A 24328-nucleotide genomic window follows, 5' to 3' on the forward strand; every position below is an offset into this window, starting at 1 on the left:
TCTTAGCCGACCTATTCCGGGCTTTATGCGAGTAAGACGCTGTGGGAAGCAACGCACCTTGGCCGCGCTGGTTCGTTGCCTGTCAGAGCGGGGAAGCAACGTGCAAGTTTGGGGGTATCTGGATCGAAAGCGCTACGAGAGAGCCGGCCGTTTCTCTGCCAGTTGACGATAGATGCGAACAAATTCTTTCTGCAATCTGTCGGCAAATTCGCGTGCATCAGCTTCGACATAGCCCGCAGTCGGCACTGGCTTGCAAAACCGTATGCGGACTTCACCCGGACGCGCACGGAGTGTACCGAGTGGCATAGCGTGATGGCCTCCTTGAAAAACCACTGGGATCACGGGCACCTGAGCTCTGATCGCTATGAGACTGGCGCCGACTTTGAAACGGCCAACGCCGTCCTTTCCCGACAGTCGCCCCTCACCGCCCCAAGCAACTCTCTCGCCCTGTTTTGCTGCTAAGACCATGCGTTCCAGCAATTGATCGGTGGCTTTGCGGTTTCCCCTTGGCACCATCTCGATCGCGGCTTTCCGACAGGCTGCTCGGGCGAAAGGAAAATAGGCGTAGAGATCAGCCGCCGCGGCACGGTCGACATAAGGCCACATCGAGACACAGTAGGACGCGACATCGACAAAGGACGTCTCATTATAGCAAAGGACGCAGCCCTTCCCCGGTTCGGGAAATTCGCCATCAAGGGACACGCTGACCTGACAAGTGTCGAGAAACCGGCGGAAATGTCGGGCGAACAAATCACGCGCGTCTTCGCGGTCTTTTGCCCTGAGCGCGACCTGCGCATTTACGATTGGCGCAGCCGCCAGAAAGCGAAGTGATGCACGTCCGCCGCGCCAAAATTCCCCAATGTTTTTCGCAAAATACTTCATCTGACCGAGCGCTGTTGACCTGCTTAGTCTCGGCCAGCTTTCGGTTAGATGCAAATCTGCCGCTTTCTGCAATGCAGCATACGATCGTCGTTGGTCTGCAACAGGGCTTATTTTGTTGAAAAACTCTTTCTTGATCGAGGACTGAACTGCTGATTCAATTCCTGTAACGGGGGGAGGATCAGCCATGATGGGACCGAGACAGGAAGCGCAGGCGGCGTTATTCTATGAGTTCTCGCTGGAAGATCATGTCCCTCAAGATCACCTTTTACGTTCGATAGATCGCTTCGTCGATCTGAGCAGCATCCGCGCGCATTTGTCGGACTTTTACAGCCATACCGGGCGTCCATCAGTCGACCCCGAGCTGCTGATCCGGATGCTGCTGGTGGGTTATTGCTTTGGCATCCGCTCGGAGCGGCGGCTTTGCGAAGAGGTGCACCTGAACCTCGCCTATCGCTGGTTCTGCCGCCTCGATCTGAACGACCGCGTTCCCGACCATTCTACCTTTTCCAAGAACAGACATGGGCGCTTCCGCGAGAGTGAACTGCTGCGTCATCTGTTCGAGACGACGGTGGCACGGTGCATTGCAGAAGGTCTCGTCAGCGGTCAGCGCATGGCCATCGATGCGAGCCTGATCGAAGCGGATGCTAACAAACAGAACTCGACGCCGAAGGAGGAGTGGGATGCCGCAACCATTGAGCCGTCTGATGCGCCCCGCGCCGTACGCGAGTATCTCGATACGCTGGATGAGGCGGCATTTGGAGCCGCGAGCGAGGTGCAGCCCAAGTTCACGTCGCATTCCGACCCGGCGAGCCAATGGACGGCAGCACGCAAAGGGCCTGCATTCTTTAGCTATTCCGACAACTACCTGATCGACACGGACCACGGTGTCATTGTGGATGTCGAAGCCACACGATCCATCAGGCAGGCCGAGGTTGGATCGACCAAGACCATGCTGAAGCGGGTGAAGGAGCGGTTCGATCTGCATCCCGAACGTCTGATTGCGGACACCGCGTACGGCACCGGGCCGTTGCTTGGCTGGTTAGTGGACCGCAAGATCGCGCCGCACATTCCGGTCTTCGACAAGTCCGGGCGCAACGACGGCACCTGGACCCGTGCTGACTTCGAATGGGACGCGGAGAACGATCAATACATCTGCCCCGAGGGGCATGAGCTCAAACAGTTCCGTCGCAACTACTCAGACCCGAACCGAGGGCCGACCGGCAAGGGCACTGCTAGATATCGTGCCCTCAAAGTCAAAGAGGTCTGCCAGGTCTGTCCATCAAAGGCCAAGTGCTGCCCGAACGCCGATGCGCGCAAGATCACGCGAGAAGAAACCGAGGACGCCCGTCAGGTTGCCCGCGACATCGCCAAGACCCGCCAATACGACATCTCGATGAAGCTCAGAAAGAAAGTGGAAATGCTCTTCGCCCACCTCAAACGCATTCTTGGCTTGGGAAGGCTGCGATTGCGCGGCCCATGCGGGGCAAACGACGAATTCCTCCTCGCCGCTACCGCCCAGAACCTCCGGAAACTGGCCAAGATCTTTCCTGCACCGCAGCAAACGCAAAAACCCTGATCAGAAAGGCGCTCGCGTCCGGTTAAGAGCACCACTTTCTGCGCTAGCAACACTTTGTTTTTCCACAGAATCGGCTCTGAGCCGACATCGGTTGCGGTGCAGCATCTTGTGATAAAGTGCTCCGGTCAACGTCGGGTTGTCGTTTTGGGAGGGCATGGCGGAAAGGAGGATCAGTCATGGAAACACCAAACTTACCAGCCATTCGCGCGCGTCGCCCAACTTGGAACAAAGGTCGCGTTTTCGGTCAGAAGCGACCATTGAAACCAAAGCATGTCTGGCCAATCCGGGTACGACTTGAGCTGGCCGAGAACCATCGCGACCTCGCGCTGTTCAATATGGCCATCGACAGTAAATTGCGTGGCTGCGACCTTGTGAAGATGAAAGTTGTGGATGTGATGGCGGCTGGTCAGATCAAGGAACGCGCTTCAGTGCTGCAAAGCAAGACGCAAAAGCCAGTCCGGTTTGAGATATCTGATGGCACCCGCGCTTCCGTCGAGGAATGGGTGGAAGACGAACTGATGGCCGGATTAGAGTACTTATGGCCGGGCCGGTTCCACGAGCGCCTTCACATCTCGACCCGCCAATATGCACGGATAGTGCGAGACTGGGTAACGTCAATCGGTCTTGAAGCGAGCGCCTAAGGGACCCATTCAATGCGAAGAACCAAGGTGACGCAGATCTACAAAAAGGCTGGGAATCTTCGAGCTGTTCAGCTCCTTCTCGGACATATGAAAATGGACAGCACAGTCCGATATCTGGGTGTCGAGCTGGAGGATGCATTGGCAATCGCGGAAGCTATTGAAATATAATCATTTGGGTCGTTCGCAAGGACGGCCCGTTGTTGCCCTTCAACGTAAGGCTTCAAGCGGCGTTGCAGCATCTCCAGATCGGCCATTCGCTGCGCCTGCCAGCGATATCGCCTTCGAGCTTTCCTCGTTTGATGTGTTGCCCATCAACACTTCTGCGGGTCCGGGAAGTCGACGTGGATCCGGTTTCCGTCCGGATCGCGGATGAAGACCAGGACGATCCCCAGTGCCTCGAACGGAAAGAGCTTGTGGGCGACATTGTGCGCCTCGAGGTGGCTGATGAAGTCAGCCATGCCTTTGGCACGAAAGGCCATATGCTCCATTCGCAGGCTCTCGCCCTCCCGGTACGCCTGCGGGGATGGGTCGGCCTCGATCAGATGCACAACGCAGGTGTCGTTGAGATAGAGCCATGCGCCGGGCACCGGGAATTCGGGGCGCGGACCGCAGCGGAGCCCTAGTATCTGCTCGTACCAGGCGACCATAATGTCGAGGTTCACCGTGCGGATATTGACGTGATCGAATGCGAGAAGCGGCATGAGCGGGGTCTCCTTGTCTGTGAATCGCGGATCAGACCGCGGCCGGCTCCCCGCCGAAATGCGCCCAGAACTCGTCTCGCGCGTGGCTGCGCGGAAAGGGCGTCTCCGGCGCCCGCGCTCCCAGAAAACGGCAGAGCGGCTCCCACCCTTCCGATGGAGTGAAAACCAGAAGCCGGTCGGCAGGGATCGTGTCCCGCACCCGTTCGTTGTTGCGCCGGTAAGCGCCGACGGCGCTCTTGCGGTCGGTGCCGCCGAAAATCCCCTGGACCAGGATCTCGTCCATCGTCTCGAAGATCGCGGCGATGTGCGGTGGCAGGTCGAGGCTCTTCCGATGCTGCCAGAACTTGTTGATCGTGACCGAATAGCTGGCCCACCAGTCCTCTTCGGGTCGCTCGTTATGGATCACCTTCGCGTCCGGGAAGGCGATCGACAATTCGTGCCAGACAGCCGCGCCGGGAAAATCGACCTGGGCCTGGTAGCCCACGAAGACTTCCGCCCAGTCGACCTCCGCGCCCGTTGCGTGGGCCTGCCAGTGGGCGGGCTGTTCGGGATTGCCCATGACCTCCACCATATGGTGACAGGGTCCGAAGCCAAGCGCCTCGAGAGCCATCTTCGTCGACATGGTGCCAGTGCGTCCGAACCCGGAGCCAATGATTTTCAGGGACATTTTGCTTCTCCTCTGGTGCTGTTAATCGGTTTCGTTTTGATCTATTGTGTGAACGAAATTCATCACAAGCCAAGCGAAACGATTTCATGCACCATGAGTGAAATTCAGCTTCACCGTCTCGACCTCAACCTCCTGGTCACGTTCGAGGTGCTGATGGACGAGGGCAGCGTGGCCGGCGCCGCAGAAAAGCTGGGAAAGACGCCATCGGCCGTCAGCCACGCCTTGGCCCGGCTGCGCGCGCAAGTGGGCGATCCACTCATGGTCAAGGTCGGCGGCAGGATGCAGCCCAGCCCCTTCGCGCTCAACCTGATCGACGACGTGCGGCCGATCCTGCGCAGTATCCAGAGGGTGGTGGCACCGCCGCAGCCTTTCGACCCAGCCACCAGTACCCGCACGTTCCGGATCGCGGTGCCGGCGATCCCCAGCCTGATCAACGCGGTTTTCGCCAGGTTGTCCGATGCGGCACCCGGCGTCTCGCTCGAATGGGTGGGGCTGGGCCCGCATCTCTATGCTGCCGTCGCGGACGAGCGGATCGACCTCGCCTTTCTCGGCGCGGACAAGCCGCTGCCCGAGGGGGTTATGGAGCAAGTGATGCCACCGCTCGAACGCTACACCTTCATGCGGCGAGGCCACCCGGCGCTGGAGGACTGGAGCCGGCAGGCCTGGCTCGACTGGCCACACGTCGTCGTCGGCATGTCAGACGCAGCGCGCCAGACGGTCGAGGAGCGCATCCGGCGCGACGGGCTGAACCGGCGCATCGGGGCGCACATCCCCGAGTTCTCGGGCATCGGGCCGCTGCTGGCAGCCTCGGATATGCTGGCGACGAACGCGATGCCGTTCCTCGGCGCGGATATCAGGACTTACGGGCTCGTCTGGCGCCGCCCTCCGGTCGATCTGCCAGACATCACCTTCCGTTTCTTCTGGAGCGCTCGGCTGACCGCGGACCCCGGCAACAAATGGCTGCGCGAGACTGTCATCGGCGCCTACGAAACACTCTGCGCCGAGATTTGTGACCTCAGCCCCACCTGAAACGGGCAACAGAGCACTGAGGGCCCACTTCTCGAGAATTGCCGCTCCGGCGAAGAGTGGATGTACACTAGCGCGGCTGGCTGAAGCCCAGCGGGGTCTCTTGGGTACCGTTGTGGCCGGCCCAATGTATGTACCAGCTGCTGTTCGCAAATGATTTCTGGCATGTTCTCGGAAGTCGCTCATATGTATCCGGCCTGTTGATCGCCGCGCGGGACGTGGCCTTGTTGGGGCTACGCACGCGCCGTGGTCCAATTTGAGGCAAGGTCCAAGATGACCCAATGGGCCGTCAGACTCTATCCGATTACAAAGACTGAGAACTTTGGCAACTCGCGTTCCAACAGTCTTGAGGTCATATGTCGTGGGGCACCAACCGTAGCTAGGTTTCGCTGAGCGTATTTGGCGAACCACTGCTTTCATCGGATGTGTCGCGACGTTCTTGTTTGCGCGATGCTAATAAGTGATGGCAACCTCGTCTCTTTGCGCGTCAAACGCGGTTTTGTGTCTCAGTATACTCCAGGCCATTCGCGCCAGCTTATTGGCAAGGGCGACGGCGGCCTTGTTGCGATGCATGCGTTCGGAAGCTCGCGCCAGCCAGTCGCCAAAACTGAAGTCGGGCCAACGATGCGGTCGCATCATGATGATCTTCGCCGCTTGAACGAACAGCATCCTCAGATATCGACTGCCGCGCTTGGAGATGCACCCCAAAACAGTTCGACCGCCCGTGCTGTATTGCCTCGGAACAAGCCCGACCCAAGCTGCGAAGTCGCGACCGCGATCAAACGCCTCGCCTTCACCAATCGCCGCCACCATCGCCGTCGAGATCATTGGGCCAATTCCTGGAACCGTCATGACGTTGACGCAGTTCTCTTCGGTTCGACTGATCTCTTCGATCTCCTGCGATACCTTGTCGATCCGGTCATCCATCCACATCCAGTCGCCGTAAAGACCGATCAGGATCGACCGCATCCGAGGTGAGATCTCGTCTTTGCGCTCTTCCAGGATCGTCTCGAACGAGCTTTTCAAGGCGCGCAGTCCCTTCCGAACCGTGATGCCCTGCTCAATCAGAAAGGCGCGGATCTGATTGATGGTCGCCGTCCGGCGGGACACCAAACGCGATCTGACCCGATGCAGTGCTTGAAGATCGAGTTGATCCTGGCTCTTCTCGGACACGGTTTGCAGGTTGGGCCGAAGCGCCGCCTCGGCAATTGCCTCTGCATCGTTATAATCGTTCTTCTGACCCTTGCTGAAAGGCTTCACATAGATCGCCGGGATAATCCGGGGCTCGAAGCCCATCTCCCGCAATGTGCGGCTGACAAAATGCGCGCTCAGGCAGGCCTCCATGCCCACAATACAGCGAGGCAGCTTCTCAAAGGTCGCCACCAATGCCAATCGCTTGATCTGCTTGCGCAGAACCCGCTGTCCGGCGTGATCAAAACCAACCAAGTGGAATGTGTCTTTGCCGATATCAATGCCTATCGACATCAGCTCATCAAAGCGTTCTTCGCCATGCTACTTCTCCTATCTGCAGGTGAAATAGGCCAAGCCTAACCTGCTGGGTGAAGCAGCCGGCACATCCCATTACCGGACTTTCAGGGCCAATGCTGGATGCTGCAGTTGCAGCCCGCAAATCGGACATTCGTTTAGGCTATAGCCATGCTCTCCTCGCCGCCCGATGCCATCAATTCCATTCCGGGAACGGACCATCCTCAAAAAGATAAGCGAACAGCCGTTGAAGGTAGCCATAGAGCTCATCGTCACTCGCAAATTCAATATCGACCTTCTCTTCATATTCTAGAGCATTTAGCTGCCGCGAGATTAGGACGTGCTCAAAGTTGCGCTTCAGGCGTTCAGACCACTCGGATTTTTCTGCAGTGATCTGTCGTAATTTGTATGGGTCATATGTATTGCCTCCGCAATACAGCCCGATGTCAGACAGCCACGCTTCGGTTCTAAGATCTATGCGCGTCATCAGGTTTTCCCAATCGGAAATAATGTGACCAAAACAGGCTCCCCGTCTGGAGTCAGTTCATAGACAGCTTTTACCTGCCCACCATTAAAATCAATCGGCACAATTCCCTGCGGGTTGTTGAAACTCCCTAACCTTTTTAGCCCTTCGACTGCGCTCGTATAATCAGGGCCAAGAACATCTTCGATAGGTAGGACAACTTCAAATCGTGGTCGTCCACGACCGAACAGAGAAAATACCGCATCTCTTGAAGAACGGTACTCTGATGATCTACGAATAAACGCATCGGCAGCGACGAAATCTGCTTCGCTGGTTATTCTTGTCGCTCTGCGGCTCAGGGGGTGAATGCCGCCGGTCACGCCATCTGTCCTGTTTCCTGTCATCGGATTTAAACCACGCAGAACCCGATCCTCTAGCATCTGGCGCGTCACCGCTCCCTCATGCCGATGTGGTCCGTGCCCTTGTGCCTCCAGCTCTGCAAAACGGCTCGCAACAAGCGCATTGACCGTGCGTCGACGCGTGCCGATCATATCATCCAGCGGTGCGCTGTCAGCCCCCGTCGTCCTATTCGACCTTCCGTCGTTGAGCCGGGCCCGGGTGAAGGCATTCGAGACATACGACGGCACTTCGCCCTGCAACCGGGCCGAGGCCGCAGCGCTATTCGAGGCTCTCGACCGGCTGGGCCCTGCAAATGGCGCTACTCCGACACTCGCGATCCTATCGTCCTACACGGCACAGTGCCGCATCCTCCATGAGCGCGTGGCCTCGCGCGTCGACCTTGAGACCGGGCTCCTGAACGGCTTCGCCAGCCCCAAGGGTGACGGTGTGTTCGTTCAGACGATCGACAGCTTTCAGGGAGGCGAGGCCGACCTGGTGGTGGTGAGCACCGTGCGCAACAATCAGAAGATGGGCCGACATGCACTCGGCATCCTCGGCGACCGAAGGCGCATGAATGTTCTGCTCAGCCGTGCGAAGCACAAGCTCGTGCTCGTAACATCGACCGGCTTCCTCAAGAACGCGGTCAAATGGTCCGAACCCGGACGCGGGTCCGGACATGACCTCGAATTCCTGGCGGCGTTGCTGAGACGGATCGACCTGATGGCGGCGTCGGATGACCCGAACGCGGTTCCCACGGCGTCGATCATTGCCTGCAGTGAGGACGGGAAGGTGGTTCAATGACGCTGTTGATCCCAGCGGTCTGATATCGAGCACGTGCCATTATCGAGCGTCGATGGGGCTGGAGCCCTGTTGAAGAGGAGGTACTTCTCGCCTTGCGTGAGAGACCGGGGACGAGCGCCTAGGTGGCGGTTGAGCTTGGTATTCCCCGTCAGGTGGCAGAGGCGGCAGTGAGCCGCCTGATGCGGTTCGGGCTGATCGAGGTTCGCATCGCACCCGAGCCCGCACTTGCGATGACCGAGGCCGCGCGCGCCCACCTGCTGGCCGGCCGATCCCTACCTGAACGGGCGCAGCGCCGCGAAATGACGGTCAGCCTCGTCTTCGACAAATTGGGAGGCTCGGTGTTTCGCGGCCGCAACGTAGCACACAAACCTCTGAAACAAACTCCGAAGGGGGCGACGATCGTCGACTTTCCGGACAGCGACGAAGCAGAGACAGACTCGTCCATGGAAGAGCGGGTGCGCCATCTGTTGAGCTCGTCGCTGCGCCCCGGCGAGTTATTCGCCATTGTGCGCGCCAACCTCTCCTCGATTGAGAAGCGCTATATCCACCTTGATCTTGACCGCGCAAGGGATGGCGCCCTTCCCGAAGGGGCGAGCAGCGCCCTGCGCGCGGCAGTGCGCGAGCATCTCGCCTCCGGCCGTCTTCCGGCCGCTCGACCAAGCCAGCCGGTGCGACCGGCTTGTCTCGATACACCGATCAAGACGACTCTGGTGCCGGATCAGATCTTGTTCGGCGGTGGCGATCATCTTGCGCGTCTCGAGGAGGTCGTGGATGTAGCGCGCAGCGATGTCTTCGTGCTCTCGACCTTCGTCGCCGCGCAGGACGACGAGAAAGCCCGGCTCGGACAGGATCGCGTCTGGGCCGCCTTGGAACGCGCCGTCCGGCGTGGGGTCCGGGTTCACCTCTTCTTCGGCTCTTCTCTCAACGGTGAAGGCAAGCACACGCGGGCAATGGCAGAGCTCCAGCACCGATTACGTGCGGCGGGCGCGGGCGTCGCAACCCATCTCGAACCAGTGCATAGCCACGCAAAGATCGTCATCGCAGACGATGGGGTCGATGGTGCTCGTGCATTGCTGGGGTCCTGCAACTGGCTTCAATCGCCATTTCGCGCCCACGAGCTCTCGATCGAGCTGCGCGACGGCGCTGTAGCCCACTGCCTCGATCTCTTCGGGGCCATCACGGCAGCGGTGCCAACGGCCCGCGACTCGCGCGATGCGATGCAGGCTATGCGGACAGCATTAAGGTTGAAGCCTGGTCAGCTACTCGAATCCGCACCCACCGAAGACACGATCCCCGTAAGCCTTCGCATCCTCGCCGCATCCGATCACCTGCCGCTACTTCGCCGTGCCGCGCATGATGCGGACGAACGCCTTGTCGTGATGACGCATCGAATGGGCTCGCCCATGATCCAGAACGTCTTTGATCCGGCGCAGTTGGCGTCCGAGCGCATTGCGACCGTTCAAGCGCTTTATTCGTTGCCCTCACCGGCGAGAATGAGTGCGTCAGCGTTCCAGAGGGTTTCCTCAAAGCTCATAAGGCTGATGGGGTCCAGCGCGAGCCGCCGGTAGCTGTCCAGGTGCAAATCCGAGAGGATCGCCAACGTGCCGTGCTGGAAGGGGATGGTCAGGGGGGTCATGGCGGGCTCCTCAATGCAACATGGGCTGCTTGGCCAGCGCCTTGGCGCGGTCGAGCATCCGGGCGACGGTCCGCAGGCTGAGGCGCGCGTTCGAGACCGCACCGCAGTCGAAGACATCAACCAGAGCGGCCAGCGCCGGATCAGGAAGGCCGCGGCGGGCGCCTTCGGTGATTGCGAACTGCCGTAGCTGGTCCGGCGTCAGGTCCGGCAGGTCGAGTACGACACAGCGGCTCTGCAGGGGCTCAGGAAAACCGTGCAGGCTGTTGGCCGTCATCACCCAGTTGACCCAGGACATATCGCATTTGATCTGAAAGAACGGGCAGTCCCACCGGGCCGCCGTCATGCGTTCCAGCAGCGGCAGGAGGCCGTCGGTGAGCGTATGTCGCACACCCTTGTTCGAGTGCATTTCACCTGCCTTCTCGATCTCATCCACAATGACCAGGGGACCCGCGTGGCGGGCGCTCAGGACGGTTTGCATGAGCTTGCCGGGGCCTGCACTCCCCCATCCCTTCTGCAAGCCGACCAGAGAGAATGTCGCAGGCTCACCCGTGGCTTCGATCATCGTCGTGGGCACCGCGAGATGATGCGCCAAGCGTCGCGTCCAGTAGCTCTTGCCGATGCCGGGGGAGCCGTTCAGGACGAGCGGATTGAACCGCACGCCAGGCAACCCGTCACGAGCTGAGGCGCGCAGACCATGCCAAACCTCTTCGGTTGCGCGTGCCATCCACGGCATCTCGGCATGCAGCGCGGCGGCGATTTCATCGGCTTCGTGCTCGGACGTGACGCGGGTGACCGGCAGGCCGCCACGCAGCGGCGTCAGCCGGGCGCGGTTCTCCTCGCTCAGGTGATACATGCCGGTGGACGAATGCACCCGTTCGAGCAGCCGCGTGGCGCGGCGTTTGATGCTGCGCAGGTCGCTGTCGTTCACCAGATAGTATGGCTCCACCGCGTCCTCCTCGGTGATCTTCCCGGTCTCCAGATCGGCCACCTGCGCTTTCTGGCGGATGCGTTTGAGGAAAGTTTTCCATCGTGCCTCGACATCACGCAGCTTGGCGATGTCATCAATGAACGTGAGGTCATGAAACGGGATCGTCGTCGTGGCGCGGGTCATCGCGGAGTCCTTTCTGGGCGCAAGGCGCACCTTGCGTGACGGCCCCCGGCGCATTGGCGCTGGAGCAATTACTGATGAAAGGTTCCGGAACCCTGGGGGAACTTTTAAGGAACATCTCTGGCTTAGATCAAGACCACGGCGCGGCGACCGCTCGCTTCGGTCAGGTCACAGGCAGGCCAGGCGTCCAAATCCAGCAATGCATTGAAAACAAAAGAGAACCACCGAAAGCCAAGCTCTCGGTGGTCATTTGATCTGTGCCAAGAGGTCAAAAAACACCCCTCAATGGCCATGTTATGCTATGCTAAACAACAAATCACCAACCCAACGCAGATCACCCGCACTTCGAATGACCGCATGACGCACAGGTCATGCAGCCTTCGATCATGCGCATGTCGTATTGGCCGCAACTTGGGCAGGCGGGGCCGCGCGGGGCGTTGCCCAGGTTGATGACTTCGGCTTGCGGATCGGTTTTCAAGCCCATGCCTTCGCCTTCCAGGAAGCCCGTGGCGACCATGTGGCGCTCGATGACCCCGCCGATGGCCGCGAGGATTGACGGGATGTATTTTCCATCCATCCATGCGCCCCCACGCGGGTCGAACACGGCTTTCAGCTCTTCGACCACGAAGCTCACATCGCCACCGCGCCGGAACACGGCCGAGATCATACGGGTCAGGGCGACTGTCCAGGCGAAATGCTCCATGTTTTTCGAGTTGATGAACACCTCGAATGGGCGGCGGTGGCCGTTCAGAACCAGATCGTTCACGGTGATATAGATCGCGTGTTCGCTGTCGGGCCATTTGACCTTGTAGGTATGGCCTTCCAGCGATTGCGGGCGGTCCAGCGGCTCTGAGATATAGACGACATCTGCACCGCTATCGGCTTCGGGCGCCTTTTCGCTGTCCTCGGATACAGACAGGACAGACCCAGTCACCTCGTTCGGGCGGTAGGTCGTGCAGCCTTTGCAGCCGCTGTCCCAGGCCTCCATGTAAACGTCCTTGAACGCCTCGAAACTGATATCTTCGGGGCAGTTGATGGTCTTGGAAATCGAGCTGTCGATCCATTTCTGGGCGGCGGCCTGCATCTTCACATGATCCAACGGTGCAAGCGTCTGTGCGTTCACGAAGTAATCCGGCAACTCCTTGTCACCAAACTTGTCGCGCCACATCTGGACGGCGTAATCCACGACCTCTTCTTCCGTGCGCGAGCCGTCTTTTTGCAGCACCTTGCGGGTATAGGCATAGGCGAAAACCGGTTCGATGCCTGACGACACGTTGCCCGCATATAGGCTGATCGTGCCGGTGGGCGCGATCGAGGTCAGCAGCGCGTTGCGGATGCCATGTTCGCGGATCGCGTCGCGCACATCCTCGTCCATATGGGTGAGCGAGCCGGAGGCCAGATATTTCTCGGCATCAAACAGCGGGAACGGCCCCTTCTCTTTCGCCAAGTCCACTGACGCAAGATAGGCCGCCCGTGCGATCTGCTTCATCCAAGCCTCGGTCTGGGCCGCGGCCTCGTCCGAGCCATAGCGCAGGCCCATCATTAACAGCGCATCAGCCAGCCCTGTCACGCCCAACCCGATGCGGCGTTTCGCTTGGGCTTCCTGCCGTTGTGCCTCCAATGGGAAGCGGCTGGCGTCCACCACGTTGTCCATCATGCGCACCGCTGTCGCGACCAGTTCGGTCAACGCATCACCGTCCAGATGGGCGGCATCTTCGAACGGATCGGCCACCAGTCGTGCAAGGTTGATCGAGCCAAGAAGGCAAGCGCCATAGGGTGGCAAGGGCTGTTCGCCGCAGGGGTTCGTCGCGGCGATGGTTTCGCAATAGGCCAGGTTATTCATCTGGTTGATGCGGTCGATGAAGATCACGCCCGGTTCGGCGTAATCATAGGTCGCCTTCATGATCTTGTTCCAAAGATCGCGCGCCTCGACCGTGTGATAGATCGTATCGTCGAATTTCAGATCCCAGCTTGCGTCATCTTTCACGGCCTGCATGAAATCATCCGTGACCAGCACCGACATGTTGAACATGCGCAGACGGGCAGCGTCGGATTTGGCGGTGATGAAATCTTCGATGTCGGGATGATCGCAGCGCATGGTGGCCATCATCGCACCGCGACGCGAGCCTGCCGACATGATCGTGCGGCACATCGCGTCCCAAACGTCCATGAAGCTGAGTGGGCCAGACGCATCTGCCGCCACGCCCTTCACATCCGCGCCGCGTGGCCGGATGGTCGAGAAGTCATAGCCGATCCCGCCGCCCTGCTGCATGGTCAACGCGGCCTCTTTCAACATGTCGAAAATGCCGCCCATGCTGTCTGGGATCGTGCCCATGACGAAACAGTTGAACAGGGTCACGGAACGACCCGTCCCGGCGCCTGCGGTGATCCGGCCTGCGGGAAGAAACTTGAAATCTTCCAGCGCGTCATAGAAAGCGTTTTCCTGCTCCGGCTCGGCCTCAGACAGGGCGCGCGCGACGCGGCGCCAAGTATCCTCGACCGTCTTGTCCTCGGCCGTCCCATCGGCTTGCTTCAGCCGGTATTTCATATCCCAGATTTGTTCGGCGATGGGGGCAGCAAAACGGCTCATGCAGACGATTCCTGTGCGTGTTGGAAGGCCCTTGAGACTAGGCGATCCGGCCGGGTGAGGTCAATTGCCAAAGGACGAGATTCGGCGTAAAGTGGTAAGCTAACCACAATATCTGGGGTGAGATCGTGGCCAGCACCATAAATCTGGTAAAACTCTGCGTGGGAGCAGAGAAAGTGGAAGATCTGGAAACATGGCAGGCCGCGCGCATGGCCGAAAGCGGTCAGCCCAATCCGCGCCACGTCACGCGCATGTGGCCCAAGCGTGAAAGCGAACTCGTATCCGGCGGGTCGCTTTATTGGGTGTTCAAGGGCTTCGTGCTGGCGCGCCAACGCGTGATCCGGCTGGACGAAGTGATTGGCGAGGATGGCATCCGCCGGTGCGGCATAGTGCTGGACCCGAGTGTGATCCGCACCGAAAGCCAACCACGCCGCGCCTTTCAGGGCTGGCGCTATCTGACGCCCCAAGATGCGCCGCGCGATCTGTCCACAGGCGGTGACGCGGGTGACACGTCCCTGCCCAGTGACCTCGCCGCCGCTTTGGCCGATATCGGCATCCGCTGACCCCCTGCCCCTGCCATGCACCGGGTCTGGACACCGGCCTTTTGCCTGATAATCTCGCCCCGAATTTGAAGGAGGCCCCGATGGCGACCGGCACCAACATCCGCACTTATTTCAACGGCACATGGCATGATGGCGATGTGTACACGATGCGGGCGGCAGATCATGGGGCGTGGCTGGGCACGACCGTTTTTGATGGTGCGCGCTTTTTCGAAAGCATCCACCCGGATCTGGAACCCCACTGCGCCCGCGTGAACCGGTCCGCCGAAGCCCTGATGATCACGCCGACCGTCACAACCGCCGATATGGTCGAGATCGTGAAGGAAGGGCTGGCCGCCTATCCCAAAGACGCGGCTGTTTACATCCGGCCCATGTACTGGGCCTTGGAAGGCGGCGATCTGGGCATCGTGCCAAAAGCGGGGGCCACGGGCTTTGCCATCTCACTTGAAGAAATCCCGATGGTGCCGGAAACAGCCGCAACGACCCTGACCACCACGCGCTTTCGCCGCCCAGTGATGGAGGACGCTGTGGTCAACGCCAAAGCCGGGTGTCTTTACCCGAACAACGCGCGGATGCTGGCCGAAGCCCGCGCGAAAGGCTACGGCAACGCCTTGGTGGCTGATGCGCTGGGGAATGTGGCCGAAACCTCCTCGGCCAACGTGTTCATGGTGCGCGACGGCGAAGTGTTCACGCCCATTCCCAACGGCTGCTTTCTGGCCGGGATCACCCGCGCCCGCCACATTGCAAACATGCGTGCGGACGGGATCACAGTGCATGAAACGGTGCTGAGCTTCGATGACTTCCGCAAGGCGGACGAGGTGTTTCTGTCCGGCAACATGATGAAAGTCACGCCGGTCAGCGAGTTTGATGGCACCATGTACAACTCCGGCACGATGACGCGCCGCGTGCGCGAACTTTACTGGGACTGGGCGCATTCCAATGCGTGAGCCTTACAGGACGATCCTGACCATTGGTGTCGGATCGGTCGGGGCTGCCATCGCCTGGGCGGTCAATCTGCCAATGGGGTTCCTGCTTGGCCCCGCCCTTGTGGTGGCTTTTGCCAGCCTGCGCGGATTGGACACGGACATCGCCCCCCCCCTGCGCAACGTGATTTTCATTCTGGTCGGGATCACCGTCGGGTCGATGGTCACGCCAACCAGCATCGAGGCCGTGATCCGCTGGCCCATCGCCTTTACCATGCTGGCGGTATTAACCATTGCCACCCCCTATATCGGGCGCTGGGTGCTGACCCGCAGCATGGGGTTTGATCGCGACGAAGCCTTCCTGTCCGCCGCGCCCGGCCATCTGAGCCTTGTGGTGTCCCTGTCCGACAGCCTTGGTATCCCGGTGGCGCGCCCGGCAATCCTGGCCTCGTTCCGGGTTCTGGCGCTCAGCCTGTTCGTCCCGGTTGCCGCACGCCTGTCAGGGATCGAGCTTGGGCCCGGTCTGCCCGTGGGCCGGGCGACTGCGCCGTGGCTGATGATCGGGGCGGAACTTCTGCTGGCGCTGGCTTTGACTCCGGTCCTGATCCGGCTGCGCCTGCCTGCCCCAGTTCTTCTGGCGGCGATGATCGCGGCTGCGGCGTTTCACCTGACCGGCGTGGTGGATGGCAACCTGCCGCCCTGGGTCAGCCAAGTTGTGCTGGTGATGATGGGATGCCTGATCGGTACGCGCTTTTCGGGAGTGACCTGGCGTGAGTTGAAACGCAATTTCGCAGCGGGTGCGGTGGTCGTCGTGCTGACCGCCTCGCTTGCGGCGGCGGTTGCGATCCCAGCGGCCCATCTGTCCGGCCTGCCGGTCCTGGACATGCTGGTCGGATTTGCGCCGGGGGGGCTGGAAACGATGATCATCGTGGGCGTCGCCATGGGGGCTGACCCCAGTTTCGTGGCAGCCGCGCATGTCGGGCGACTTGTCGTGCTGGCGATCCTGATCACCGGCTATGCGACCCGCATTGCCCGTGGTGCGACGCGCTGAAAAACGTGGACAGTACCCGGCCCCTTGTGCAGACTGGCGCCGTTTCCGGAGGGCCAACATGCGCAAGTTCCTTGTGATCCTTGACGACAGTCGCGAATGTCTGAACGCCATGCGCTTCGCGGCGATGCGCGCGGCCAAGACCGGTGCCGGAGTTCAGGTTCTGTCCATCATCGCGCCAGATGAATTCAATCACTGGATCGGTGTGGGCAACATCATGCGCGAAGAGGCCCGCGAGCGGATCACCGTGCATTTCGAAGTTTACGCCAAGTGGATGCGCGACCGGCAGGGGGTGGACCCCGAACTGGTCATCCGCGAAGGCGAAGCCGTGCCCGAGATCATCGCCCAGATCAACGAAAACCCCGATATTGGGGTGCTCGTCTTGGGGGCCGGGTCGGAAAAGAACGGTCCGGGCCCGATCATCAGCCACATGATGCGGGCCTCGGCCACGCTACCAGTGCCGATGACCATCGTGCCCGGTGAAATGTCCAAGGACCGGTTGGAAGAGATCACTTGAACGGGTCCATTGGCTTGACTCTGCCCAGCGCGAGGCCCATATCAAACCTGACAAAAAAGGTGCGCCAACATGTTCATCCAGACAGAATCCACTCCGAACCCCGCGACGCTGAAATTCCTGCCCGGACAGGCGGTTCTGGGCACGGGGACGGCTGACTTCCCCACCGCGGACACTGCGGGCAGCTCTCCCTTGGCGGAACGGGTATTCAAGGTGCAGGGTGTGACCGGCGTGTTCTTCGGCGCGGATTTCGTCACCGTGACCAAGGCCGATCAGGTCGAGTGGGATCACATCAAACCCGCCATCCTTGGTGCAATCATGGAACACTACCAGTCCGGCCAACCCGTGATGGCCGGCGAAGCCAGCGCCCCCGCTGGCCATGCCGAACATGATGGCGAGGACAGCGAAATCGTCGAACAGATCAAGGAACTGCTGGACACCCGCGTGCGGCCTGCCGTGGCCCAGGACGGGGGCGACATCACATTCCACGGGTTCGATCGCGGCATTGTCTATCTGCACATGCAGGGGGCCTGCGCGGGTTGCCCGTCTTCGACGCTGACGCTGAAGATGGGGATCGAAAACCTGCTGAAGCACTATATCCCCGAGGTGGTCGAGGTGCGCCCCGTTGCCGCATGACCCTTTGATCCTGGCATTTGACACATCGGCCGCGCATTGCGCGGCCGCTTTGCTGTCGGGTGAGACGATCGTCGCATCGCGATACGAAGATATGGCACGCGGACAAGCGGAACGCCTGATGCCGCTTCTGGAAGATCTGTTGGCCGAGGCAGCGTTTTCGTGGACCGATCTTGATGCCATCGGGGTCGGGATCGGACCCGGCAATTTCACGGGCATCCGTATTTCCGTTGCCGCCGCACGGGGTCTGGCGCTGTCGCTGGACGTGCCCGCCATCGGTGTCTCGTCGCTGGATGCGCAAGCCTTCGACGCCCAGCGCCCGGTCTGGTCGCTGATCGACGCGCGGCGCGATCATGTGTACGCGCAATATCTGCGCGATGGCGCCCCTGACGATGCGCCAATGCTTCTTTCAAGCCGGGAAGTCGCCAAACTTAAAGGCGCACGGATCGGCCCGAACGCCATGGCAGACCCTGCCCCAACCATTGCCAGGATCGCAGCAAAGCGCCTTGCCGCCGCCGGGCCGACCCCGATCCCGCGCCCTGCCCCGCTCTACATCCGCGCCGCCGATGCCGCCCCGCCGCGCGACCCGGCGCCGGTTATCCTGCCCTGATCCATGTGCACACAGCCTACCCCGCTTGAGCTTGCGTCGCTTCATGCGGCGGCGTTCACCGATCAACGTCCCTGGAGCGCGGCCGAGATGCAGGCCCTGCTGTCTTCGCCGCATGTGTTCGTGGCAGGCTTGGACCAGGGGTTCGTCATGGGACGCACCGTCCTTGACGAAGCCGAACTTCTGACCATCGCAGTTGATCCCGACCATCAAGGCCACGGGATCGGCCGACAGTTGCTGTCTGCCTTCGAAGATCAGGCCAGAGCGCGCGGTGCCATCCGTGCGTTTCTTGAAGTGGCCGACGACAATACCGCGGCACGCGCATTGTATGGATCGGCGGGATGGACCGAATCTGGTCGCCGGGTGGGCTATTATGCACGTCATACGGGTGACAGCGTCGATGCCATCCTGCTGGAAAAGCAGCTTCCCTTGCGTGAACCTTCTGAATAATAGGCGTTTTCAGGGCAGGCGGCGAAACTTAATGTTGACCCCACCCTTGCCCTTTGCCCAAAATCCCGGATGATCCTATTCAGCGATCTGCTCGCAGACTTTGGGAATCGGCTGACATTCCGTCAGCGACCCCCAACACCAACAACCGGGAGTATCAACATGACCCTGATGAAGACATTTCTTGGCGCAGCGGCGTCGGTGGCCCTGACCGCCGGGGCGGCATTGGCCGACCCAGCGATCATCTTCGACCTTGGCGGCAAGTTTGACAAATCGTTCAACGAAGCCGGCTATAACGGCGCCGAGAAATGGGCGAAGGAAACAGGTGGCAGCTATCTTGAGATCGAGCTTCAGTCCGAAGCCCAGCGCGAGCAAGCCCTGCGCCGCTTTGCCGAAACCGGTGCAAACCCGGTGATCACCCTTGGCTTTGCCATGTCCGCCGCCCTGTCCGAAGTGGCCCCCGATTTCCCCGAAACCACCTTTGTGACCAATGATGGCTGGTCGGACGCACCCAACGTGCTGAATGTGGCCTTTGCCGAACACGAAGGCTCGTATCTGGCTGGGATCATGGCGGCCATGGCCTCGAAATCGGGCACCGTCGGCTTTGTGGGCGGGATGGACATTCCGCTGATCCGCAAATTCGGCTGTGGCTATGCGCAGGGTGTACTGGCAACCAACCCGGACGCCAAAATCATCTCGAACATGACCGGCACCACGCCGACCGCATGGAACGACCCGGTGAAGGGTGGCGAACTGACGAAAGCGCAGATCAGCCAGGGCGCGGACGTGATCTATGCGGCAGCAGGCGGCACCGGTCTGGGCGTGTTGCAAACAGCAGCTGACGAAGGTGTGTTGTCGATCGGTGTGGACAGCAACCAGAACTATCTGCATCCCGGAAAGGTACTGACCTCGATGGTCAAGCGGGTCGATGTATCGGTCTATGAAGCTATGATGGAAGGCGAAAACCTGAAGCCCGGCGTGCGCGTGATGGACCTGGCGCATGAGGGTGTCGGCCTTGCGATGGACGAGCATAATGCCGAACTGGTCACCGACGAAATGAAGGCCGCCGTTGAAGAGGCGAAGGCCAAGATCATCGCAGGCGAGATCACGGTCCACGACTATCAGTCGGATGACACCTGCCCCGTGATGAAGTTCTGATCCGGCAATGGCTGAGGTGAACAAAGGGGGGCAACAGGCAACTGTTGCCCCCGCCATCGAACTTCGCGGCATCTCGAAGGCCTTCGGGCCGGTGCAGGCGAACAAGGACATCTCGATTTCCGTGCAGCCGGGCACGATCCACGGGATCATCGGCGAAAACGGCGCGGGAAAATCGACGCTGATGTCCATTCTCTATGGGTTTTACAAGGCCGATGAGGGGCAGATCTTCATTCACGGCAAGGAAACCCAGATCCCTGACAGCCAGGCGGCGATTGCCGCCGGGATCGGGATGGTGTTCCAGCACTTCAAACTGGTTGAAAATTTCTCGGTGCTTGAGAATGTGATCCTTGGGGTCGAAGACGGCGCGATGTTGAAACCATCCCTCGCCAAGGCGCGCAAGTCACTGAAATCACTTGCGGAAGAATACGAACTCCACGTTGATCCGGACATGCTGATCGAAGATCTTGGCGTCGGTGTGCAGCAACGTGTCGAGATTCTGAAAGCCCTTTATCGCGAAGCCGACATTCTTATTCTGGACGAACCGACGGGCGTGTTGACCCCCGCCGAGGCCGACCACCTGTTCCGCATCCTCAACGGTCTGCGTGATCAGGGCAAGACGATCATCCTGATCACCCACAAACTGCGCGAGATCATGGAAATCACCGACACCGTGTCTGTTATGCGTCGCGGTGAAATGACCGCGACGGTCAAGACCAAAGACACCAACCCCGAGCATCTGGCCGAGCTGATGGTGGGCCGCAAGGTGCTGCTGCGTGTCGATAAAGTGCCCGCAAAGACCGGCAAAAAGGTGCTGGAGGTCGAAAACCTGCGCATGGTTGACGACCACGGCGTCGAACGTCTGAAAGGCATCTCGCTGAATGTTCGGGCCGGCGAGATTCTGGGCATTGCCGGTGTGTCCGGCAACGGCCAGTCGCAATTGCTGGAGGTTCTGGGCGGATATGCCAAAGCCACGGGCGAAATCCGCGTCAACGACGAGCCGATAGACCTGACCGGGAAGTATTCGGACGGGCGGTCGCGGCGCAGGCGCGGCATTGCGCATGTGCCCGAAGACCGGCAGGAACATGGGCTGATCATGGACTTCCCGGCCTGGCAAAACGTTGTGTTTGGCTATCATCACGCACCGGAATATCAGAAGAACAAGCTGCTGATGGATAACGCAAAAATCCTTGAAGTCGCGCAGGACAAGATGGATCGCTTCGATGTGCGCCCGCCCAATCCGCTTTTGGAGGCCAAAAGCTTCTCGGGTGGCAATCAGCAAAAGATTGTCGTCGCCCGCGAGATCGAGCGCAACCCCGACCTTCTTCTTGTCGGTCAGCCGACCCGTGGCGTGGACATCGGCGCGATCGAGTTTATCCACAAGCAGATCATTGCCTTGCGCGATGAAGGAAAGGCCGTGCTTCTTGTCTCGGTCGAATTGGAGGAGATCCTGTCCCTCAGTGACCGGATCGCGGTGATGTTCGATGGGCACATCATGGGCGAACGCCTGCCTGATCAGACCGACGAACGCGAGCTAGGCCTGATGATGGCCGGGGTCACGCAGGAAGGGGACGCAGCCTGATGCAGAAAATGCCCAAATGGGCCGATGTGGCCCTGATCCCGCTTTTAAACCTGTTGATCGCCTTTGTGCTGTCCGGGCTGGTCATCCTTGCCATCGGCGAGAACCCGATCAAGGCATTGCAAACCATGATCACCGGCGCGTTGGGGTCGACTTACGGCTGGGGCTATACGCTGTATTATGCCACCAACTTCATCTTCACGGGCTTGGCGGTGTCGATTGCCTTCAAGGCCGCGATGTTCAACATTGGCGGTGAAGGTCAAGCGATGATCGGCGGGCTGGGCGTGGCCCTCGTCTGCCTTTATATCCCGTTTCCCCACTGGTCCGTCGCCTTGCTGTTTGCGATGGCAGGCGGGGCAGTTTTCGGGGCGGCGTGGGCGTTCATTCCGGCGTATCTGCAAGCCCGCCGCGGCAGCCACGTGGTGATCACCACGATCATGTTCAACTTCATCGCCGCATCGCTTCTGAACTACGTGCTGGTCAATGTGCTGCGCCCGCAGGGCGAAATGAACCCACAGACCGCCGCGTTTCCCGAGGCAACCCACCTGCCCACGCTGCACGAGGTTCTGGCGCCCATCGGGATCAGCTTCTCGAAATCGGCACCGGTGAATGTCTCGTTATTCGTGGCGCTGGCAGCTTGCGTAATCGTGTATCTTCTGATGTGGCGGTCGCGATTGGGATATGAGATCCGGGCTTTCGGCCTGTCACAGGATGCTTCCGTCTATGCCGGCATTTCGCCTTTCAAGATCATCATGGTGGCGATGCTGCTGAGCGGCGGACTGTCGGGCATGATGTCAATCAACAACACTATGGGCGAGGCGGAGCGTCTTGTCCTGAACTCGGTCGAAGGGGCGGGCTTCATCGGCATCGCCGTGGCGCTGATGGGTCGCAACCACCCGTTCGGTGTCTTGCTGGCGGCGCTGTTGTTCGGGTTTCTGTATCAGGGTGGCAGCGAATTGTCGCTTTGGACGAAAATCCCGCGCGAACTGGTTACCGTCATTCAGGCGCTGGTGATCCTGTTCACCGGGGCGCTGGACAACATGGTCCGGGGGCCGGTGGAACGCATCTTCATCCGGGCTGCGAAACGGGGGGCGAACTGATGGATTTCCTGACGATCATCCAAATCTCCGACAGCGCCCTGCGCCTGGCCACGCCCCTTTTGCTGGCCTGTCTTGCCGGGTTGTTTTCTGAACGGGCCGGTATTTTCGACATCGGGCTTGAAGGCAAGATCCTCGCCTCGGCCTTTTTCTCGGCCGCGGTCGCGGCCGCGACCGGATCGGTCTGGCTGGGGCTGTTGGCAGGTGTCGCATCGTCTATCGCGTTCTCGGGCGTGCACGGTCTTGCCTCGATCACCTTTCAGGGCAACCAGTTGATTTCAGGCGTTGCGCTGAATTTCTTTGCATCGGGCATCACGATCCTGATCGGCACCGCCTGGTTCGGTTTGGGGGGGCGCACGCCCAGCCTGTCCGGCGGGCAACGTTTTTCTCCGGTCGAGCTTCCCTTTGCCAATGCGGTGGCCGATGTGCCGATCCTTGGGCCGATCTACTCTGACCTTCTGTCGGGTCACACGATCCTTGTCTATGTGGCGCTTCTGATGGTGCCTCTGTCGTGGTTTGTTCTGTATCGCACCCGCTTCGGCCTGCGCCTGCGTGCCGTCGGGGAAAACCCGGCTGCGGTCGATACGGCGGGTGTGTCGGTGATCCGACTGCGCTATGCGGCGATGCTGATCGCGGGAACTCTATGTGGTCTTGCCGGTGTTTATCTTGCAACCGGGCTGGCCGCCGGTTTCGTCAAGGAAATGAGCGCGGGGCGCGGCTATATCGCGCTGGCGGCGCTGATCTTTGCCCGCTGGCGGCCCTGGCATGCGCTCTATGCCACACTTCTGTTCGGGCTGCTCGAGGCTATCGCCAACCGGTATCAGAACATCGACCTTGGCACTTTCGTCATCCCCGTTCAGTTCATGCAGGCCCTGCCCTATATCCTGACCGTTATCATTCTGGCAGGCTTCGGCGGCACCGCCGTGGCACCGAAAGCAGGGGGGCAACCATATGTCAAAGAACGCTGAGGCGCTGGTCCGCCAGGTGCGCGACCTTGCCGGGGCAGAACCGGTCGAGGTTGGGCTGGTGCTCGGCTCGGGCCTGGGGCATCTGGCCGAAACGGTCGATGGGGTGTCGATCCCTTATGATCAGCTGGATGGATTTCCACAGGCCCATGTGTCTGGCCACAACCCGAAGCTGGTGATCGGACAGCTTGAAGACACGCGCGTCGCCGTGTTCGGGGGCCGGTCGCATTACTATGAAAACGGCAAGGCGGATGCGATGCGCCTGCCGCTGGAGCTTCTGAAAGAACTTGGGGCGGATCGCCTGATCCTGACCAATGCGGCAGGGTCCATGCGGCTCGACATTCCGCCGGGCGAATTGATGCTGATTTCGGATCACATCAACTTCTCGGGGCTGAACCCGTTGACCGGAGAAGCATCAGACGCGCGGTTTGTTCCCATGGGCGGCGCTTATGACGCCGACATGCAAAGTGCATTTTCCGCGATCGCCAAGGAAGAGGGTATCACCCTGACCCCCGGTATCTATGCCTGGTATTCCGGCCCCTCGTTTGAAACACCCGCCGAGATCCGCGCCATTCGCACCCTGGGGGCGGATGCGGTCGGCATGTCCACCGTGCCCGAGGTGATTCTGGCGCGCTTCCTCGGGCTTCGCGTCGCCGCCTTTTCGACCATCACCAACATGGCACAAGGCCTGTCGGACGAGGCGATCAGCCACGAACACACCAAGGCAATGGCGCCACTTGGCGCTGAAAAGCTGGAAAAACTGGTTCGGCGCTACTTAACACGTGACTAACCCCCGCGTCTTGGGCCAATAAGGTTACACGTCGCCAA

Annotated in this window: 24 protein-coding genes and 1 pseudogene; 17 read left to right on the forward strand and 8 right to left on the reverse strand. The window is 60.3% G+C overall.

Annotated elements, in window-relative coordinates; genetic code table 11:
• Positions 1 to 132 precede the first annotated feature (132 nt).
• The gene (locus MUY21_RS02855; RefSeq protein ID WP_248408873.1) at positions 133 to 1068 is read right to left on the reverse strand and encodes a lysophospholipid acyltransferase family protein; all 936 of its coding nucleotides are present in this window, start codon (positions 1066 to 1068) and stop codon (positions 133 to 135) included.
• Here MUY21_RS02855 and MUY21_RS02860 point away from each other — a divergent pair.
• Positions 1067 to 2458 (forward strand): IS1182 family transposase, encoded by a 1392-nt coding sequence (locus tag MUY21_RS02860; RefSeq protein WP_248408874.1) that lies wholly within the window; start codon positions 1067 to 1069, stop codon positions 2456 to 2458. The two genes, MUY21_RS02855 and MUY21_RS02860, sit on opposite strands and share 2 nt — an antisense overlap.
• Before the next feature lie 176 nt (positions 2459 to 2634).
• Positions 2635 to 3267, forward strand: a pseudogene (locus tag MUY21_RS02865) (tyrosine-type recombinase/integrase).
• Positions 3268 to 3410: 143 nt separating this feature from the next.
• On the opposite strand, the gene MUY21_RS02870 reads toward MUY21_RS02865, so the two are convergent.
• The gene (locus MUY21_RS02870; RefSeq protein WP_248408875.1) at positions 3411 to 3800 is read right to left on the reverse strand and encodes a VOC family protein; all 390 of its coding nucleotides are present in this window, start codon (positions 3798 to 3800) and stop codon (positions 3411 to 3413) included.
• 31 nt (positions 3801 to 3831) lie between these two features.
• The gene (locus tag MUY21_RS02875; RefSeq protein ID WP_248408876.1) at positions 3832 to 4467 is read right to left on the reverse strand and encodes a sulfotransferase family protein; all 636 of its coding nucleotides are present in this window, start codon (positions 4465 to 4467) and stop codon (positions 3832 to 3834) included.
• Positions 4468 to 4560: 93 nt separating this feature from the next.
• On the opposite strand from MUY21_RS02875, the gene MUY21_RS02880 reads away from it, so the two are divergent.
• On the forward strand, positions 4561 to 5496 hold the full coding sequence (locus MUY21_RS02880; RefSeq protein WP_248408877.1) for a LysR family transcriptional regulator: 936 nt from the start codon (positions 4561 to 4563) through the stop codon (positions 5494 to 5496).
• 450 nt (positions 5497 to 5946) lie between these two features.
• Here the strand turns inward: MUY21_RS02880 and MUY21_RS02885 are convergent, their stop codons facing one another.
• From MUY21_RS02885 to MUY21_RS02895, 3 genes are all read right to left on the reverse strand, one after another.
• Positions 5947 to 6978 carry an IS110 family transposase gene (locus MUY21_RS02885; RefSeq protein WP_248408878.1) on the reverse strand — a complete coding sequence of 344 codons (1032 nt, stop codon included), beginning with the start codon at positions 6976 to 6978 and terminating at the stop codon, positions 5947 to 5949.
• Between the two features lie 196 nt (positions 6979 to 7174).
• A complete protein-coding gene (locus MUY21_RS02890; RefSeq protein WP_248408879.1) occupies positions 7175 to 7465 on the reverse strand; it encodes a hypothetical protein in 291 nt (96 codons plus the stop codon).
• Positions 7465 to 7992: a hypothetical protein gene (locus tag MUY21_RS02895; RefSeq protein WP_248409194.1), complete on the reverse strand. Its 528-nt coding sequence runs from the start codon at positions 7990 to 7992 to the stop codon at positions 7465 to 7467. Before MUY21_RS02895 ends, MUY21_RS02890 begins: the two co-directional genes overlap by 1 nt.
• Between MUY21_RS02895 and MUY21_RS02900 the strand changes: the two genes are divergently transcribed.
• Together MUY21_RS02900 and MUY21_RS02905 are read left to right on the forward strand one after the other, a co-directional pair.
• Positions 7982 to 8641 (forward strand): C-terminal helicase domain-containing protein, encoded by a 660-nt coding sequence (locus MUY21_RS02900; RefSeq protein ID WP_248409179.1) that lies wholly within the window; start codon positions 7982 to 7984, stop codon positions 8639 to 8641. The genes MUY21_RS02895 and MUY21_RS02900 overlap by 11 nt on opposite strands.
• A gap of 167 nt (positions 8642 to 8808) precedes the next feature.
• Positions 8809 to 10209 carry a phospholipase D-like domain-containing protein gene (locus tag MUY21_RS02905; protein ID WP_248408880.1) on the forward strand — a complete coding sequence of 467 codons (1401 nt, stop codon included), beginning with the start codon at positions 8809 to 8811 and terminating at the stop codon, positions 10207 to 10209.
• A gap of 78 nt (positions 10210 to 10287) precedes the next feature.
• Here the strand turns inward: MUY21_RS02905 and MUY21_RS02910 are convergent, their stop codons facing one another.
• Together MUY21_RS02910 and MUY21_RS02915 are read right to left on the reverse strand one after the other, a co-directional pair.
• On the reverse strand, positions 10288 to 11388 hold the full coding sequence (locus tag MUY21_RS02910) for an AAA family ATPase (protein ID WP_248408881.1): 1101 nt from the start codon (positions 11386 to 11388) through the stop codon (positions 10288 to 10290).
• A gap of 331 nt (positions 11389 to 11719) precedes the next feature.
• A complete protein-coding gene (locus MUY21_RS02915; RefSeq protein WP_248408882.1) occupies positions 11720 to 13975 on the reverse strand; it encodes an adenosylcobalamin-dependent ribonucleoside-diphosphate reductase in 2256 nt (751 codons plus the stop codon).
• A 125-nt stretch (positions 13976 to 14100) separates the two neighbouring features.
• On the opposite strand from MUY21_RS02915, the gene MUY21_RS02920 reads away from it, so the two are divergent.
• The 12 genes from MUY21_RS02920 (at position 14101) to MUY21_RS02975 (ending at position 24290) form a co-directional block, all read left to right on the forward strand.
• Positions 14101 to 14535 carry a DUF1489 domain-containing protein gene (locus tag MUY21_RS02920; RefSeq protein WP_248408883.1) on the forward strand — a complete coding sequence of 145 codons (435 nt, stop codon included), beginning with the start codon at positions 14101 to 14103 and terminating at the stop codon, positions 14533 to 14535.
• A gap of 80 nt (positions 14536 to 14615) precedes the next feature.
• Positions 14616 to 15479: a branched-chain amino acid aminotransferase gene (locus MUY21_RS02925; RefSeq protein WP_248408884.1), complete on the forward strand. Its 864-nt coding sequence runs from the start codon at positions 14616 to 14618 to the stop codon at positions 15477 to 15479.
• Positions 15472 to 16506, forward strand: a complete 1035-nt coding sequence (locus MUY21_RS02930; protein ID WP_248408885.1) for an AbrB family transcriptional regulator — start codon at positions 15472 to 15474, stop codon at positions 16504 to 16506. Before MUY21_RS02925 ends, MUY21_RS02930 begins: the two co-directional genes overlap by 8 nt.
• A 58-nt stretch (positions 16507 to 16564) precedes the next feature.
• On the forward strand, positions 16565 to 17020 hold the full coding sequence (locus tag MUY21_RS02935; RefSeq protein WP_248408886.1) for a universal stress protein: 456 nt from the start codon (positions 16565 to 16567) through the stop codon (positions 17018 to 17020).
• A gap of 69 nt (positions 17021 to 17089) precedes the next feature.
• Positions 17090 to 17653: a NifU family protein gene (locus tag MUY21_RS02940; protein ID WP_248408887.1), complete on the forward strand. Its 564-nt coding sequence runs from the start codon at positions 17090 to 17092 to the stop codon at positions 17651 to 17653.
• Positions 17643 to 18260 carry a tRNA (adenosine(37)-N6)-threonylcarbamoyltransferase complex dimerization subunit type 1 TsaB gene (gene tsaB, locus MUY21_RS02945; protein ID WP_248408888.1) on the forward strand — a complete coding sequence of 206 codons (618 nt, stop codon included), beginning with the start codon at positions 17643 to 17645 and terminating at the stop codon, positions 18258 to 18260. The genes MUY21_RS02940 and tsaB overlap by 11 nt, the downstream gene beginning before the upstream one ends.
• Before the next feature lie 3 nt (positions 18261 to 18263).
• Positions 18264 to 18707, forward strand: a complete 444-nt coding sequence (gene rimI, locus MUY21_RS02950; protein WP_248408889.1) for a ribosomal protein S18-alanine N-acetyltransferase — start codon at positions 18264 to 18266, stop codon at positions 18705 to 18707.
• 159 nt (positions 18708 to 18866) lie between these two features.
• On the forward strand, positions 18867 to 19862 hold the full coding sequence (locus tag MUY21_RS02955) for a BMP family ABC transporter substrate-binding protein (RefSeq protein ID WP_248408890.1): 996 nt from the start codon (positions 18867 to 18869) through the stop codon (positions 19860 to 19862).
• A 7-nt stretch (positions 19863 to 19869) separates the two neighbouring features.
• Positions 19870 to 21441 (forward strand): ABC transporter ATP-binding protein, encoded by a 1572-nt coding sequence (locus MUY21_RS02960; RefSeq protein ID WP_248408891.1) that lies wholly within the window; start codon positions 19870 to 19872, stop codon positions 21439 to 21441.
• Positions 21441 to 22538 (forward strand): ABC transporter permease, encoded by a 1098-nt coding sequence (locus MUY21_RS02965; protein WP_248408892.1) that lies wholly within the window; start codon positions 21441 to 21443, stop codon positions 22536 to 22538. The genes MUY21_RS02960 and MUY21_RS02965 overlap by 1 nt, the downstream gene beginning before the upstream one ends.
• Positions 22538 to 23503, forward strand: coding sequence for an ABC transporter permease (locus MUY21_RS02970; protein WP_248408893.1), 966 nt, complete (start codon positions 22538 to 22540; stop codon positions 23501 to 23503). Before MUY21_RS02965 ends, MUY21_RS02970 begins: the two co-directional genes overlap by 1 nt.
• Positions 23487 to 24290 (forward strand): purine-nucleoside phosphorylase, encoded by an 804-nt coding sequence (locus tag MUY21_RS02975; protein ID WP_248408894.1) that lies wholly within the window; start codon positions 23487 to 23489, stop codon positions 24288 to 24290. Before MUY21_RS02970 ends, MUY21_RS02975 begins: the two co-directional genes overlap by 17 nt.
• Positions 24291 to 24328 lie beyond the last annotated feature (38 nt).

It is taken from the genome of Aliiroseovarius sp. S2029, from assembly GCF_023195575.1.
Classification (GTDB): Bacteria; Pseudomonadota; Alphaproteobacteria; order Rhodobacterales; family Rhodobacteraceae; genus Aliiroseovarius; species Aliiroseovarius zhejiangensis.